At 62.6% G+C, this 13,792-nt stretch carries 16 protein-coding genes and 1 pseudogene; 12 read left to right on the top strand and 5 right to left on the bottom strand.

The window, feature by feature from the left end; genetic code table 11:
- Positions 1-56: 56 nt before the first annotated feature.
- Together NKJ88_RS13290 and NKJ88_RS13285 are read right to left on the bottom strand one after the other, a co-directional pair.
- The gene (locus NKJ88_RS13290; RefSeq protein WP_023688498.1) at positions 57-1,937 is read right to left on the bottom strand and encodes a L,D-transpeptidase family protein; all 1,881 of its coding nucleotides are present in this window, start codon (positions 1,935-1,937) and stop codon (positions 57-59) included.
- A gap of 212 nt (positions 1,938-2,149) precedes the next feature.
- On the bottom strand, positions 2,150-2,896 hold the full coding sequence (locus NKJ88_RS13285; protein ID WP_023688499.1) for a 3-oxoacyl-ACP reductase family protein: 747 nt from the start codon (positions 2,894-2,896) through the stop codon (positions 2,150-2,152).
- A gap of 99 nt (positions 2,897-2,995) precedes the next feature.
- Between NKJ88_RS13285 and NKJ88_RS13280 the strand changes: the two genes are divergently transcribed.
- Together NKJ88_RS13280 and NKJ88_RS13275 are read left to right on the top strand one after the other, a co-directional pair.
- Positions 2,996-3,604 (top strand): TetR/AcrR family transcriptional regulator, encoded by a 609-nt coding sequence (locus NKJ88_RS13280; protein ID WP_023668995.1) that lies wholly within the window; start codon positions 2,996-2,998, stop codon positions 3,602-3,604.
- 62 nt (positions 3,605-3,666) lie between these two features.
- Complete coding sequence (locus tag NKJ88_RS13275; protein WP_023688500.1) at positions 3,667-4,065, top strand: rhodanese-like domain-containing protein; 399 nt, start codon at positions 3,667-3,669, stop codon at positions 4,063-4,065.
- A gap of 45 nt (positions 4,066-4,110) precedes the next feature.
- Here NKJ88_RS13275 and NKJ88_RS13270 read toward each other — a convergent pair whose 3' ends face one another.
- Positions 4,111-5,019: an alpha/beta hydrolase gene (locus NKJ88_RS13270; RefSeq protein ID WP_352444283.1), complete on the bottom strand. Its 909-nt coding sequence runs from the start codon at positions 5,017-5,019 to the stop codon at positions 4,111-4,113.
- A 48-nt stretch (positions 5,020-5,067) separates the two neighbouring features.
- Here NKJ88_RS13270 and NKJ88_RS13265 point away from each other — a divergent pair, with 48 nt between their 5' ends.
- On the top strand, positions 5,068-5,520 hold the full coding sequence (locus tag NKJ88_RS13265; RefSeq protein WP_023682500.1) for a MarR family winged helix-turn-helix transcriptional regulator: 453 nt from the start codon (positions 5,068-5,070) through the stop codon (positions 5,518-5,520).
- A gap of 26 nt (positions 5,521-5,546) precedes the next feature.
- Here the strand turns inward: NKJ88_RS13265 and NKJ88_RS13260 are convergent.
- Both NKJ88_RS13260 and NKJ88_RS13255 read right to left on the bottom strand, forming a co-directional pair.
- Positions 5,547-6,157: pseudogene (locus NKJ88_RS13260) on the bottom strand (pyridoxamine 5'-phosphate oxidase family protein).
- A 65-nt stretch (positions 6,158-6,222) separates the two neighbouring features.
- Positions 6,223-6,576, bottom strand: coding sequence for a gamma-butyrobetaine hydroxylase family protein (locus NKJ88_RS13255; protein ID WP_023668999.1), 354 nt, complete (start codon positions 6,574-6,576; stop codon positions 6,223-6,225).
- A 200-nt stretch (positions 6,577-6,776) separates the two neighbouring features.
- Here NKJ88_RS13255 and moaA point away from each other — a divergent pair, with 200 nt between their 5' ends.
- The 9 genes from moaA (at position 6,777) to NKJ88_RS13210 (ending at position 13,789) form a co-directional block, all read left to right on the top strand.
- The gene (gene moaA, locus NKJ88_RS13250) at positions 6,777-7,772 is read left to right on the top strand and encodes a GTP 3',8-cyclase MoaA (RefSeq protein ID WP_352444281.1); all 996 of its coding nucleotides are present in this window, start codon (positions 6,777-6,779) and stop codon (positions 7,770-7,772) included.
- A 52-nt stretch (positions 7,773-7,824) separates the two neighbouring features.
- On the top strand, positions 7,825-8,325 hold the full coding sequence (locus NKJ88_RS13245; RefSeq protein ID WP_023820731.1) for a hypothetical protein: 501 nt from the start codon (positions 7,825-7,827) through the stop codon (positions 8,323-8,325).
- 96 nt (positions 8,326-8,421) lie between these two features.
- Positions 8,422-8,778 carry a hypothetical protein gene (locus NKJ88_RS13240; RefSeq protein WP_023669002.1) on the top strand — a complete coding sequence of 119 codons (357 nt, stop codon included), beginning with the start codon at positions 8,422-8,424 and terminating at the stop codon, positions 8,776-8,778.
- Between the two features lie 226 nt (positions 8,779-9,004).
- Positions 9,005-9,925: a DMT family transporter gene (locus NKJ88_RS13235; protein ID WP_352444278.1), complete on the top strand. Its 921-nt coding sequence runs from the start codon at positions 9,005-9,007 to the stop codon at positions 9,923-9,925.
- Between the two features lie 7 nt (positions 9,926-9,932).
- Entirely contained in the window at positions 9,933-10,565 is a 633-nt protein-coding gene (gene mobA / locus NKJ88_RS13230) for a molybdenum cofactor guanylyltransferase MobA (protein WP_352444276.1), read from the top strand.
- Positions 10,562-11,065 carry a molybdopterin-guanine dinucleotide biosynthesis protein B gene (mobB, locus tag NKJ88_RS13225; protein ID WP_023690740.1) on the top strand — a complete coding sequence of 168 codons (504 nt, stop codon included), beginning with the start codon at positions 10,562-10,564 and terminating at the stop codon, positions 11,063-11,065. Before mobA ends, mobB begins: the two co-directional genes overlap by 4 nt.
- A gap of 319 nt (positions 11,066-11,384) precedes the next feature.
- Entirely contained in the window at positions 11,385-12,170 is a 786-nt protein-coding gene (locus tag NKJ88_RS13220; protein WP_023688509.1) for an ABC transporter substrate-binding protein, read from the top strand.
- Between the two features lie 75 nt (positions 12,171-12,245).
- On the top strand, positions 12,246-12,962 hold the full coding sequence (locus NKJ88_RS13215) for an ABC transporter permease (protein ID WP_023669007.1): 717 nt from the start codon (positions 12,246-12,248) through the stop codon (positions 12,960-12,962).
- Entirely contained in the window at positions 12,959-13,789 is an 831-nt protein-coding gene (locus NKJ88_RS13210; RefSeq protein ID WP_352444273.1) for an ABC transporter permease, read from the top strand. The genes NKJ88_RS13215 and NKJ88_RS13210 overlap by 4 nt, the downstream gene beginning before the upstream one ends.
- Positions 13,790-13,792: the final 3 nt, after the last annotated feature.

Genomic DNA, 13,792 nt, shown 5'->3' with positions numbered 1-13,792 from the left:
AAAACCAGAGAGACAAAGTGAGTTCCTCGTTCGTTGAACGAGGAACTCCGCTGGTTTCAGCTCGTCGGCGAGCGCACCGCTTCAGTCGCTTCCAGCGCCTGCATCAGCCGCGTGTCGCGGTCGTAGACATCGTTGAAATATTCGACTTTGCCGGACAGGTCCGGCCAGGCAGTGAAGTAGGAGACATAGACGGGAATCGTGCGTGTCACGTCTTCGCTGGCATGGCCGTGCTTGAGCTTTTCGGCGATGTCGTCGACCGAGACGCCGAGCACCGCCGCCGCCATCCCACGTGGATCCTGAAGGCGAATACAGCCATGGCTGAGCGCCCGCATATCGCGCTGGAAGAAGGATTTTTGCGGCGTGTCGTGCATGTAGATGGCGTGCTTGTTGGGGAACAGGATCTTCAGTTCGCCCAGCGCATTGGCTTCGCTCGGCTGCTGGCGCACGCTGTAGGGAATGTTGGCGCCGTAGGCGCCCCAATTGACCGAGGAAGAGGGAACCCGCCTGCCGCGCGAGTCGGTCACCTCGTAGCCGGCACGGTCGAGATAGCCCGGATCGCCACGCAGCCTTGGCAGCATCTCGTTGACGATGATCGACTGCGGCACGCCCCAATAGGGATGGAAATCGACCTGCTTGATCTCCTTGAAGAAGAAGGCGGTCTGGTTGGTGGTCCGGCCGATGACGACGCGGGTCTTCAGCTTCTCCTCGCCATTGTCGATATAGCTGGCGGTGAAGGCGGGCTGGTTGATGAACACCCGCGGGCTGCCGAGATCGGACGGCATCCAGCGCAATTCTTCCAGCGCGACCTGCACCTTCTGCAGCCTGTCGGCCTTGGACGTGCCGGCGAGCGAGGCGACGGTGCGCGGGCCGATGACCCCATCGCCCTTCATGCCGGCCTTCACCTGCACGGCCTTGATGATCGGAACCAGTTCGGGAACATAGACATCGCTGGTGCCGAGACGAGACAGGATCTCGCCATAGGCGCCGCCCATCTCGTCGTCGAGATTGCGCGCGATCAGCGTCAGCAGCTTCGGCAGTTCGGCGCTGGTCTCGCCGGGCTTCAGCAACAGCTTGGGATCGACGACGATTTCGTTTTCGGCGCTCGCCTGCAGCGATTCAAGTTCGACGCGCAGCGCCTGATATTCCGCGTTCTGCGGGTGCCGCGATTCGAGGTAGGTGCGCACTTCCTGGGTGTGGGCCAGCGTCTTGAGCGCGCCTTCCATGTCGACCGGCTTCGGCGGAAATTCATAGTAGCCGGTGATGCGATTGGGATCGACGCGCCCGCTCTGGGCGTCACGGGCATAGCGCAGTACGCGCGCCGACAGCGCCATCTCGAAGCGGACGAGTTCCTTCAGATGGGCGTCGGCATCGACTGCCGATGCGTTGGCTGCCGGCACCTCGACCGTGTAGTCGGCCGACGTGAGACCATAGCTTGCGGCTTCGCCAAGCACCCGCACCGCATCCTGGGCGCGGGCATTGGGATTGCCCTCGTTCACCCAGATGAAATCAGGATTGGCAGAGTAATAGGCAATCAGTGCCTTGGCGATATCGGGCTCGGCATAGAGTTCATAGTCGCTGAGGCCTGCAACGGCTTCGCGGAAGGCGGTGCTGGTCGCCGACGGAACAAAGGCGGCGTCTTCAGCTGTTGCCACCTGGGGAGGTGCTGCCACCAATGCGGTAAAGTCGACGCGCACCAGCCGGTCGGCCTTGTAGGTGTAGTAGGACGGGCTGCTGATCCTGGTGCCGCCACCGCCCGATACGGCGGGCTTCGGCTTGCGCTTCGGCGGCGGCGGGAATTCGCCTTGCGGCCTGTGCTTGACGCCACCGCCGAACAGCATGTCGAACAGGCCTTGCGCGCTTGCCTGCGGCACACCGAAGGCCAGTGCTGCCGCCACTGCAAGCGGCATCACGGTGGCTTTATTTCCGAGGAATTTCATTAATCACCCGCTCCGGCTGCAAGCCGGCTCCCGTTCCGCGCCGCTAGACGATCTTGCCAACCGCATGGCGGATGTAAGGCGCTACTATACCGATTCATACCGATTTCGTTAAGCTTCCATAAATTTCCGCAGGCCTGTTGCAGAACGGTTTCACAACATCGTGACGTCTGGAGCGGCGTTGCCGCTCCAGACCGGTCAAAGCGGCCGCTGCTTCAGGCGTTGGCGCCACCGTCGATGGTGAGCGCGGCGCCGGTGACGAAGCGCCCTTCCGGACCGGCGAGCCAGGCAACCATGCCGGCGATCTCGTCAGCCTTGCCGAAGCGGGGCGTCGCCATCTTCCGCCGCTGGTGTTCGGCATGCGGGCCTTCGGCCGGGTTCATGTCGGTGTCGGTCGAACCGGGATGAACGACGTTGGCGGTGATGCCGCGCGGACCGAGGTCTCGCGCCAGCGCCTTGGTCAGGCCGACCAGCGCAGCCTTGCTGGTCGAATAGGCGCTGAGGCTGGTGTCGGTGACGCGCTCGGCCAGATTGCTGCCGATCGAAATGATGCGGCCGCCCTCGCCCATGTGAGCCGCTGCCGCCTTCGAGGCTACGAACGGCGCTCTCAGATTGACCTCAATGGTCTCGTCAAAGTCGGCCAGCGACATCTGTTCGATGGGCGCCGCGCGCCAGATGCCGGCGCTGTTGACCAGGATGTCGAGCCGGCCGAAGGCATTCACCGCCTCGGTGACCGAGCCTTCGATGGCGGCAGCGTCGCGATTGTCGGCTTGGATGGCGATCGCGCGACCACCTGCCGCTATAATCTCGGCGACGACAGCTTGGGCCGGCGCCGAGCTGTTGACGTAGGTGATGGCGACGTCGGCGCCATCGGCCGCAAGCCGTTTTGCTATCGCAGCACCTATGCCGCGGCTGCCGCCGGTGACCAGTGCTGCCTTGCCGTTCAATCCGTTCGCTGACATGTCATTTCCCCGTTATGTAACGATCGATACATAAATATCTGGCAACCTTGCCTGGCGACGTCAAGTGAATTATGTATCGATCAACACAGAAAGATCGTCATGCCGGAAAGAGGCCGCCCCCGCACCTTCGATCGAACCGCCGCCTTGCGGCAGGCGATGGAGCTGTTCTGGGCCAAAGGCTATGAGGGCACCTCGATCGCAGACCTGACCGCGGCGATGGGGATCAGCTCGCCCAGCCTCTATGCCGCCTTCGGCAGCAAGGAGGCGCTGTTTCTGGAAGCGACCGAGTATTACACCCGCAACGAAGGCACCGAGATCTGGAGCGCGCTGGACGAAGCGCCGACGGCATGCCAGGCGATCGAGAATTTCCTGCGTCAGACGGCAAAAGCGTACTCTCAGGACGACCGCCCGCAGGGCTGTCTCATCGCACTGGGCGCACTGCACCAGGATTCAAGCAGCGGCGCGATCTGCGATGATTTGCGCCGCCGCCGCGCCGAAAACCACACCCTCTTGCTGAGACGGCTGGAACGCGGTGTGGCGGAAGGCGAATTGCCGGCGGGCTTCGACAGCAACGCGGCTGCGACCTTCTATGCGACGGTCCAGCACGGCATGTCGATTCAGGCCCGCGACGGCGCCTCGTGCGACGCGCTCATGGCCACAGTGGCCGGAGCGATGGCGGCGTGGCAGGGGCTGGTCGGAACAGCGTGACAAAGCGCGGAGCTTGTGCTGGAAATCCAGTCGGCGGCGAAATGCGCCGGGAGGGATCATCCGTGAAAAAAGGGTATCGCGAGTTGCTCGACGAGGCCAATGCCGAGATCGAGGTGGTCTCGCCCGAGGAAGCGGCCGGGCTGCTCGACGACGAGGACACCATCTTCGTCGACCTGCGCGATCCACGCGAGATCGAGCGGGACGGCCAGATCCCCGGCGCCAAACATGTCACTCGCGGCATGCTGGAATTCTGGATCGATCCCGAAAGCCCCTACCACAAGCCGTTCTTCGCCTCGGGCAAAAGCTTCGTCTTCTTTTGCGCCGGCGGCTGGCGCTCGGCGCTGGCCACCAAGACGGCGCAGGATATGGGGCTGTCGCCGGTCAAGCACATCCTTGGCGGCTATACCGCCTGGAAGGCGGCCGGATTGCCCGTCGAGCCGGGCGGCAAGAAGAACGGTTAGCTCACCGCTCCGGCGTTGTCGGAGTCGACAATACGCCCATTGGAATCAATGCAGTATCGGCTCGCGCTCGTTTTTGACAAAAGTCACAGCGCGTTCGACAACACCTTTGTCGGCGAGAATGCGACGGTGGCCGAGCCCATCGGCCCAGTGCAGCCGCACATGGCTGCCGGCGCCGGCATAACGTGTGGCATGATCGGCGGGGACTTCGCGGTCGTCCGGCGCGTGGATGACCAGCGTCGGCACCGGCGCTTCGGCCAGCTGGCGATCGCCGGTGAATTCATGCAGCGGCCGGCCCGACAACCTTCTCACCTGATCGGCCATGGAAACCTGCGAACGCGGGCCGACATTGAGCATGCGGCTGAAGTCGGCGAAGATCGCCGGCAGGGAACTGGGTGCTGCGACCAGCACCAGCCGCTCGGCCGCCACGGGGTGGATACCCCTGATCGAACCGGCAATGGCATTGGCGGCGACGGCGCCACCGAAGGAATGGCCGACGATCGCCTTGAACGGACCGAACCATTCGCCGGCGACCCTGACCGCCTCGACCGCATTGACCATATTGAGATGACGGCCCAGCGACTGGCCATGGCCCGGCAGGTCGAGCGAGGCGACCCGGTAGCCCGCATCGCGAAAGCCTTCGATCAGCGCCCGCATATATTCCGTGCGCGAACGCCAGCCATGGACCACCAGCACCGTGCCGGCGGACGCCCTGCCCGGCTCGGGCCGGAATTCGTGCACCATGACGCAGCCGGCCTTGGTCGGCAGCCGATGATGGCGCGCCTCGGCCATGAAGCCGGCGGCGCGGTCGACCGCACGCCGTTCACCGTCGCTGAGCGCCTTGACGCTGGGCGTGCGGCAGAACAGTTCGAAGGCGGCGCGCCCGCTCAGGCGGGGCGCCACATGCTCGGCGGCGCGGAACACGCCCCGGATGACCTTCAGTCCAAATGATGCCATAGTGGCGATCCATCCATTCCGTTCAAGCATGAACATAATAGTTCAAACATGAACATTAAACAAGAGCTGCCCTGGGACAACCCGCGCTTTCGCAACTGGGTCGCGGTGGCGCGCGCCTGCCATGTGCTGGAGCGTACGCTGGCGGTAAAGCTGGCGCCGCTGGATCTCAAGCCGGCGCAGCTCGACGTGCTGATGAACCTCTATCGCCATCCCGGCATGTCGCAGCACGATCTCGCCCGCAAACTGCTGGTCGGCCGCTCCAACATCACCATGCTGTTGCCGCAGCTCGAGGCGCGCGGCCTGCTGCGCCGCGAAGGCGACGAGAAGGACAAGCGCGTGCTGCGGCTGACGCTTACCGAGGCCGGCACGGAGCTCCTGATGAAAGCGCTGAAGGTGCATATGGCGCTGATCGAAAAGGCGATGAGCCAGTCGACAGCGGAACAGTGCGACATGATCGGCGAACAGATGCGCAAGATCTATGACGTGCTGAAGGATACCTGAGCCGTTCGATCCACGCGCCTCCCACCTCACCACATCGTCTTCTTCGCCCGCTCCGGCCATTCCTTGTCGTAAGTACCGGCATCGATGTTCTTGCGGCTGGTGACTTCCAGGATTGTTCCGGGTGTCGGCAGCGATTTCGGGTCGACGTGCTTTGCCGGGTTCCACAGCTCCGAGCGAACGATGGCGCGGGCGCACTGGAAATAGACCGATCGACATCGACCACGGTGACCGAGCGCGCCGGCTTGCCTTCGACGGCGAAGGAGGCGCAAAGCGCGGCGTCGGTGGTGATGCGGGCGCGGCCGTTGACGCGCAGCGTCGTGCCCGAACCCGGCACAAGAAACAGCAGCCCGACGCGAGGATTGCGGATGATGTTCTTAAGCGAATCGGCGCGGTTGTTGCCGCGTCGGTCCGGCATCATCAGCGTTCTCGGGTCATGCATGCGCACAAAGCCGGCGAGATCGCCGCGCGGCGAGCAGTCCAGCCCTTCCGGCCCGCTCGTCGCCAGAGCGACAAAAGGCGAGGCTTCGATGAAGGCGGCATATTCGGGAATGACGTGGTCGAGTTCCTTGACCGTCGACGCTTCGCCGGGCAAGCCGTAGAGCGCTTCAAGTTGTTCAACCGATGTGATCTCAGACATTTCCCGTCTCCGAACCGTTGCCAGCGTTTACCCCCAGTCAATGACGTTTTGCCGACAGTGCCGAACTAGCGGTCGCGGCTCAGTCCCTTCTCCTGGAGCTCGGCGAGATAGGCATTCCAGCGCGCGTCCTTTTCGTGGCCAAGCGTGTGCAGGTAATTCCAGGTGAAGATGCCGGTGTCGTGAAAATCGTCGAAGGTGATGCGCACGGCGTAGTTGCCGACCGGCTCGATCTTGAGGATGGCCACGTTGCGCTTGCCGGGAACCGTCACCCGCTGGTCCGGCGAATGGCCCTGCACCTCGGCCGAGGGTGAAGCGACGCGCAGCAGTTCGGCCGGCAGTTCGAACGGCCGATGATCGGGAAAGGTGACGGACAGCAGTTTTCTGTCCTTCGAGACCCTGAGTTCCTTCGGCGCCGTCATTGTTCTGCATCCCGCATCAATCCGCCCTTCCCTACGCTGCTTCGCGCGAGCGGAAAAGGCCATTTGGACCCGGCCGACATCGGATGTCGGCCAGGGAATGTCACCAAAGATCGAGAGCGGCTATCTTGAATGGCGGGTTGGATCGTATCACATAGCCGTATATAACGGCACCACTCGCAGCATTGGAAACGCTTGAACGCATGGACATGATCGATCCCTTCGGTCGCACGATCAGTTACTTGCGCGTGTCGGTCACCGACCGCTGCGATTTCCGCTGCACCTATTGCATGGCCGAGGACATGGCGTTCCTGCCCAAGAAGGACCTGCTGTCGCTCGAGGAACTCGACCGGCTCTGCACCGTCTTCATCGAAAAGGGCGTGCGCAAACTGCGCCTCACCGGCGGCGAGCCGCTGGTGCGCAAGAACATCATGCATCTGGTGCGGCAGCTGTCGCGGCACTTGAAGAGCGGCGCGCTGGAAGAGTTGACGCTGACCACCAATGGCTCGCAGCTGTCGCGCTTTGCCGCCGAGCTTGCCGATTGCGGTGTCGAGCGCATCAATGTCTCGCTCGACACGCTCGATGCCGACAAGTTCCACGCCATCACCCGCTGGGGCCATCTCGACAAGGTCATGCAAGGCATCGATGCCGCGCAGGCGGCGGGGCTGAAGGTGAAGCTCAACGCCGTTGCGCTGAAGGACTTCAACGACGTCGAGCTGCCGGAGATGATGCGCTGGGCGCATGGCCGCGGCATGGACTTGACCGTCATCGAGACCATGCCGATGGGCGAGATCGACGCCGACCGCACCGACCAGTATCTGCCGCTGTCGCTGCTGCGCGCTTCGCTCGAGCGCCAGTTCACGCTGAGCGACATCCCCTACAAGACCGGCGGTCCGGCCCGCTACGTCCATGTCGCAGAGACCGGCGGCAGGCTGGGCTTCATCACGCCGATGACGCATAATTTCTGCGAAAGCTGCAACCGCGTGCGGCTGACCTGCACCGGCACGCTCTACATGTGCCTGGGTCAGGAGGATGCCGCCGACCTGCGCGCGCCGTTGCGTGCGTCCGAAGGCAACGAACTGGTCGCTGCTGCCATCGACGAAGCGATCGGCCGCAAGCCGAAGGGCCATAATTTCATCATCGACCGCCGCACCAGCCGCCCGTCGGTGTCGAGACATATGAGCGTCACCGGCGGCTGATTTTCTCCGCGATTGGTGCAGAATGCTTCCGTTGGAAGCGAGGGGGATTTCCATGCAGCGTGTTTGCCAAACCGGGCTGTCAGCGCTGGTCGTGGCCCTATCATTGGCGACCACAGTGGCGCTCGCAAAGCCGTTCACCTACATCAATGCGCGCTATGGCACGGTGTGCACGTTCCCGAGCCAGATTTTCAGCAAGCCGATGCCTGAGTCCCTCAATGGCGACGGTCGAAAATGGCTTAGCCCCGATGGTGCGAGCTTGTCCTGTTACGGCGGATACAAGCTGACGGAAGATACGCCCGACAGTCTGGTTGAAAAGGAAAAAGCCGACCCTGACTCTGGGGAAAAGGTCACTTACAGCAAAACCGGTAAGAACTGGGCAGTGGTCTCAGGCACCAAAGGCGACAAGATCTTCTATACCCGAATCGTCTTCGAAAAAGAGGATGCAATCCATACAGTCTGGATCGAATATCCCGCCTCGCTCAAGGCCAAGTACGACCCACTGGTCGGCGCTATCGGCGACAGCCTGCATGGGGCTGAGCAACACTGGGAATAAATCGCTCTCGACGCTGCAAACCCGATTTGCCGCCATCGCGTTCCGCCCTAAATTTCGGCCTATAGCGGCTCGTCGCTCGGTTTGAGGGAATACGACATGCGCACATTCTTACTTTCTCTTGCAATGCTTGGGTTTGCCGCCGCGCCGGCAGCAGCACAGTCCATCGGTGGCAGCTACACCGTCGCGGGCACCAATTTCGACGGCTCGAAATATGGCGGCGAAGCCACCATCACGCTGACCAGCGAGACCACCTGTACCATCCATTGGGAGACGGGCGGATCATCGTCGGACGGCATCTGCATGCGCAACGACGATGCCTTTTCCGCCGGCTATGTCATGGGCAAGGAAATCGGTCTCGTCGTCTACAAGGTAGAAGATGACGGCTCGCTGCACGGCCTGTGGACCATCGCCGGCAAGAACGGCAGCGGCACCGAGGTGCTGACGCCGAAATGAGCCTGCTGGTCGGCTGACCAGCCTCTTAGCGATGTTGTGGGCCACGGGTGAAAATCCGTGGCCTATTTCTTTGACGTTGCTGTCTTGCCGCCGGCTGCTACAGGCTTGGGCGGTTCACCGTTTCGCCGAAACGTCGAACCGCTTTATTCTTTGTTTTCACGCAATTCCGGACGGAAAACCGTTTCACACTTTTCCTGGAATTGCTCTTGCAAAACCGGTAACGCCCTTGCCTCTTTCCCCAAACATTCGCGGCGCGCTGTGCATGATGGTGGCCATGATCGGCTTCACCCTCAACGACGCCATCACCAAGTTCTCGTCGGAATCGATGAACATGGCGCAGGTGATGCTGGTGCGCGGCGCCTTTGCGTCGCTGCTCGTCGGCCTGCTCGCCTGGCAGCAAGGCGCGCTCGCGCGACCGAGGTCGATGCTGCAGCCGCTGGTAGCGCTTCGCGTGGTCGCCGAGGCCGGCGCCACCGTCGCCTTCCTTGTGGCATTAGCGCATCTGCCGATCGCCAATGTCTCGGCGGTGCTGCAGGCGCTGCCGCTGGCGGTGACGATGGGGGCGGCACTCGTATTCAGCGAAGCGGTCGGCTGGCGGCGCTGGCTGGCGATCGCGGTCGGCTTTGGCGGCGTGCTGATCATCGTGCGGCCAGGCTTCGAAGGCTTCAGCATCTATTCGCTGTACGCACTCGTCAGCGTCGCCTGTTGCGCAGTTCGTGACCTCGCCACCAAGCGCATCCCGAGGGCTATCCCGACCTTGCTGGTGTCGACGGCAACGGCAATCGCCATGACCATCGTTGGCGCCGTGCTGCTGTCGCCGATGGGCGGCTGGACGCCGATGTCCGGCAAAGGCACGGCACTTTTGGCATTGGCGGCGGTGCTGGTGCTGATCGGCTACCAGTTCATCATCATGGCAATGCGGGCCGGCGACATCTCCTTCATTGCGCCATTCCGCTACACCGCCCTCTTTTGGTCGATGCTGCTTGGCCTCATCATCTTCGGCGATGTCCCCGACCTGCCGATGATCTTCGGCTCCGCCATCATCATCGGCTCCGGCCTCTACGCGCTCTATCGCGAGCGGGTCGTTGGCCGGCAGAAACCCGCAGCCGAAAGCGCTGGACCCGACATGGCGCCGGACGGCATATAGCTTCGCCATGAGCCAAGACATTGCAGGAATTATCCTGGCCGGAGGCCTGTCACGGCGCATGGGCGGCGGCGACAAGACTTTGCTGGCGCTTGGCGGGCGTCGGCTTCTCGACCATGTCGTTGCCCTCCTGGCGCCGCAGGTCGGATCGCTGGCGCTTAGCGCCAATGGTGACCCGGCGCGCTTCGCCGCGGCCGGTCTTCCGGTTCTCGCCGATATGGTCGAAGGCTATGCCGGACCGCTTGCCGGAATCCTCACCGGCCTCGAATGGGCGGCAGCGAATACCGCTTTCAAGGCATTGGCGACGGCCGCCGGCGACACGCCGTTCCTGCCGGTGGACCTGGTCGTGAGGCTGGCTGCGGCTGTTGACGAGCGACCAGGCTCGATTGCGGTTGCCAGTTCCGGCGGCCGGCAGCATCCGACCTTCGCGCTGTGGCCGCTTGGGCTAGGCCAGGCACTCCGCCACTTTCTGATCCACGAGGACAACAGGCGCGTCTCCGCCTTCATCGAGCGGCACGACTGTGTCGAAGTGGAATTTCCGTTGCTGACCCACGGCAGTGACGAGATCGACCCGTTCTTCAACATCAACACACCGCACGACCTTGCGGTGGCCGAGCGTCTGTTGCAGAGCATCGGCCCATGAACATCTTCGGCATCACCGGCTGGAAGAATTCCGGCAAGACCACACTGACCGAGAAGCTGGTCACAGAGCTCGTCCGGCGCGGCTGGACAGTGTCGACGGTCAAACACGCCCATCATGAGTTCGACATCGACAAGCCTGGCGCCGACAGCTTTCGTCACCGCCAGGCGGGCGCCACCGAAGTCGCGGTGGTGTCGGGCAAACGCTGGGCGCTGATGCATGAATTGCGCGGTGAGGACGAGCCGACGCTGGAGACGGTCCTGTCGCGGTTGGCGCCGTGCGACATCGTGCTGGTCGAAGGCTACAAGCGCGAGGCGCACAAAAAGATCGAGACCCGGCGGCGGGAGGCCAAGGACCGCTCGCCGCTGTCGGCGAACGACGGACATATCGTGGCGATTGCCGCCGACTTCGCGGTTACCGGCGAAAGCCTGCCTGTGTTCGATCTCGACGACACGGGAGGGATAGCCGACTTCATCGAGCGCATGACCGGCCTCAAACCTTGAGGCCCCTGCCCTCGCCCGGGTCAGCCGCCCTCTTCAGCCGTTGCATTGTCTAAGCGCGTCGCGCCTGAACGGCCTCATGCGACGCGCTTCAGGTTGTTTTATTTATGCATGTCGTCGTCCCAAAACCGCTGCGCACTTTTGGGCGACATGCATTAACCCGGCGTCGGCATTGGCTGGACCCGCAAATCCCGCAAGCAACGGTTTTACAGTTGCTTTTCTCCCGAAAACAGTGGGAGTATCGCGCCAGCGGGCGGTCAAAAGCACCGCCCCACAGAGCCGTTCCGGAACGACGGCCGGGAGCCATAAAGAGAGGACTATCATGCGTATTGCACTGCGTATCGCGCTCGCCGCATCGGCTGCGCTGCTGACGCTCGGCGTCGCCCAGGCTCAGGAAACGACCCTGAGAATCGGCACCGAAGGCGCCTACCCCCCATTCAACAACCTGACCTCCGACGGCCAGCTCGTGGGCTTCGACATCGACATCGCCAAGGCGCTCTGCGACGAGATGAAGGTCAAGTGCACCTTCGTCGCCCAGGATTGGGACGGCATCATTCCGGCTCTGCAGGCCGGCAAGTTCGACGCCATCGTCGCCTCGATGTCGATCACGCCGGAGCGCGCCGAGAAGGTCGACTTCACCCACAAATACTACAACACGCCGTCGGCGATCGCGGTACCCAAGGATTCGACCCTCAAGGGCGTGACCAAGGAAGACCTGGCCGGCAAGACCATCGGCGTCGCAACCACGACGACGCATTTCAATTACGCCTCGAAAACCTATACGGACAGCACGGTCAAGGGCTATCCGAGCAGCCCCGAAGAGCAGGCCGATCTCGCCAACGGGCGTCTCGACGCGATCGAGGACGATATCGTCGTGTTGCAGCAGTTCCTGGATTCGCCTGATGGCGCCTGCTGCAAGATTCTCGGCCAGCCCTCGCCGCAGCCGGTCGATATCTTTGGACCGGGCGCCGGCATCGCCGTGCGCAAGGGCGAGACGGATCTGGTCAACAAGTTGAACAGCGCCATCGACGCAATCCGCGCCAACGGAAAGTACAAGGAAATCAACGACAAGTACTTCAAGTTCGACGTCTTCGGCGCCGAGTCCTGATCGTCTGAAACAAGGCGGCAGGGGAAGTTTCCTGCTGCCGCCTTGGCCTGACAGAAGTGGAGACAAGACCCGTCAATGCCAAGCCAGAACATATGGATACTTCTCACTTGGGGACCCGATGGCTGGATTGACGATATTGCCTATGGCGCACTGGTCACCATTGCGCTCGCGCTGGCGACACTGCCGATCGGCCTGACGATCGGTTTTTTCGTCGCCTGGGCGAAACAATCCGAAGAGCCGTCGCTTCGCGTGGCTGCCAACATCTACACCACGGTGTTTCGCGGACTGCCGGAACTGGTGACGCTTTTCCTGTTCTTCTTCGGCATGCCGATCCTCTTGCAGTATGTCATCCGTCTGTTCAGGCCGGAAGCGACGGTCGATGTCGACAGCTTCCTCGCCGGCATGATCGTGCTGTCGCTTATCTTTTCGTCCTATTCCAGCGAAGTCTTCCTTTCGGCCTTTCGCGCCATTCCGAAGGGCCAGTATGAAGGCGGCTATGCCATCGGGCTGTCGAAATGGCAGACGATGCGCAAGGTGATCCTGCCGCAGCTGCTGCGCATCGCCTTCCCCGGCCTCGAGAATTGCTGGCTGAGCCTGCTCAAGGACACCGCCCTGGTGTCGGTCGTCAACCTGGCTGAAACCTTGCGCAACGCCGGCGTGGCGGCCCGTGTCACCAAACATTCCTTCCTGTTCTACAGCGTCGCGGCGATGGTGTTTCTCATCCTTGCCATCCTGTCGTCGATCGCCACCGGCTTCATCCTGCGTTCGCTCGGGCGGAGGGAGGCACGATGAGCGTCGTGACGCGCGCCGCCGTCGACATCGAGAAGCCACCACCACGGGCGCGGGGCTGGCCGCGGGCCCGTATCGTCGGCTACGCACTGGTCGGCTTCTGGATCCTGTTCGGCATCGGCATCGCCGTCTATCTGGTTTACGCCTGGAATGGCGAATTCTTCGCCAGATACGCGCCGGCCTATCTGCAGGGCTTGGGAACCACGCTTGCGCTGGTGGCTATCTCGATGGTGCTCGGCGCGCTGTTTTCGCTGCCCGTCACCTATGCCCGCATGTCGAAGAACCGCTATCTGTCCGTCCTGGCCTATTGCTATGTCTATTTCTTCCGCGGCACGCCGCTGCTGGTCCAGGTCTATCTCGTCTATTACGGCCTGGGCTCATTCCGGGTGCAGCTCGAATCCGTCGGACTGTGGTGGTTCTTCCGCGACGCCTTCAATTGCGGTGTGTTCGCCTTCGCGCTCAACACCGCCGCCTACCAGGCCGAAATCCTGCGCGGCGCCATAGAGAGTGTTCCGAGGGGTCAATGGGAGGGCGCTGCTTCGCTCGGCCTGCACAAATTGCAGACGCTGCGCAAGGTCATCCTGCCGCAGGCGTTTATCGTCGCGCTCCGGCCCTATGGCAACGAACTCGTCCTGATGATCAAGGCCTCTGCGATCGTTGCCATCATCACCGTCTATGATTTGATGGGCAACGCGAAGCTGGCCTACGCCAAGTCCTTCGACTTCCAGGCCTATGTCTGGGTCGCCATCGTCTATCTGGTGATGGTCGAGATCCTGCGCCACGGCGTCGAATGGATCGAGCGGCGGATCACCATTCATCTGATGCGCTGAGCG

This window comes from Mesorhizobium sp. M0016 (assembly GCF_040324035.1).
In the GTDB taxonomy this organism is placed as follows: Bacteria; Pseudomonadota; Alphaproteobacteria; order Rhizobiales; family Rhizobiaceae; genus Mesorhizobium.
This window is presented reverse-complemented; position numbering and strand designations above follow the sequence as displayed.

Coding starts and splice junctions, on each gene's coding strand:
- NKJ88_RS13290 (WP_023688498.1), bottom strand. CDS start 1,937: ATGAAATTCCTCGGAAATAAAGCCACCGTGATGCCGCTTGCAGTGGCG.
- NKJ88_RS13285 (WP_023688499.1), bottom strand. CDS start 2,896: ATGTCAGCGAACGGATTGAACGGCAAGGCAGCACTGGTCACCGGCGGC.
- NKJ88_RS13280 (WP_023668995.1), top strand. CDS start 2,996: ATGCCGGAAAGAGGCCGCCCCCGCACCTTCGATCGAACCGCCGCCTTG.
- NKJ88_RS13270 (WP_352444283.1), bottom strand. CDS start 5,019: ATGGCATCATTTGGACTGAAGGTCATCCGGGGCGTGTTCCGCGCCGCC.
- NKJ88_RS13265 (WP_023682500.1), top strand. CDS start 5,068: ATGAACATTAAACAAGAGCTGCCCTGGGACAACCCGCGCTTTCGCAAC.
- NKJ88_RS13255 (WP_023668999.1), bottom strand. CDS start 6,576: ATGACGGCGCCGAAGGAACTCAGGGTCTCGAAGGACAGAAAACTGCTG.
- moaA (WP_352444281.1), top strand. CDS start 6,777: ATGGACATGATCGATCCCTTCGGTCGCACGATCAGTTACTTGCGCGTG.
- NKJ88_RS13245 (WP_023820731.1), top strand. CDS start 7,825: ATGCAGCGTGTTTGCCAAACCGGGCTGTCAGCGCTGGTCGTGGCCCTA.
- NKJ88_RS13240 (WP_023669002.1), top strand. CDS start 8,422: ATGCGCACATTCTTACTTTCTCTTGCAATGCTTGGGTTTGCCGCCGCG.
- mobA (WP_352444276.1), top strand. CDS start 9,933: ATGAGCCAAGACATTGCAGGAATTATCCTGGCCGGAGGCCTGTCACGG.
- mobB (WP_023690740.1), top strand. CDS start 10,562: ATGAACATCTTCGGCATCACCGGCTGGAAGAATTCCGGCAAGACCACA.
- NKJ88_RS13220 (WP_023688509.1), top strand. CDS start 11,385: ATGCGTATTGCACTGCGTATCGCGCTCGCCGCATCGGCTGCGCTGCTG.
- NKJ88_RS13215 (WP_023669007.1), top strand. CDS start 12,246: ATGCCAAGCCAGAACATATGGATACTTCTCACTTGGGGACCCGATGGC.
- NKJ88_RS13210 (WP_352444273.1), top strand. CDS start 12,959: ATGAGCGTCGTGACGCGCGCCGCCGTCGACATCGAGAAGCCACCACCA.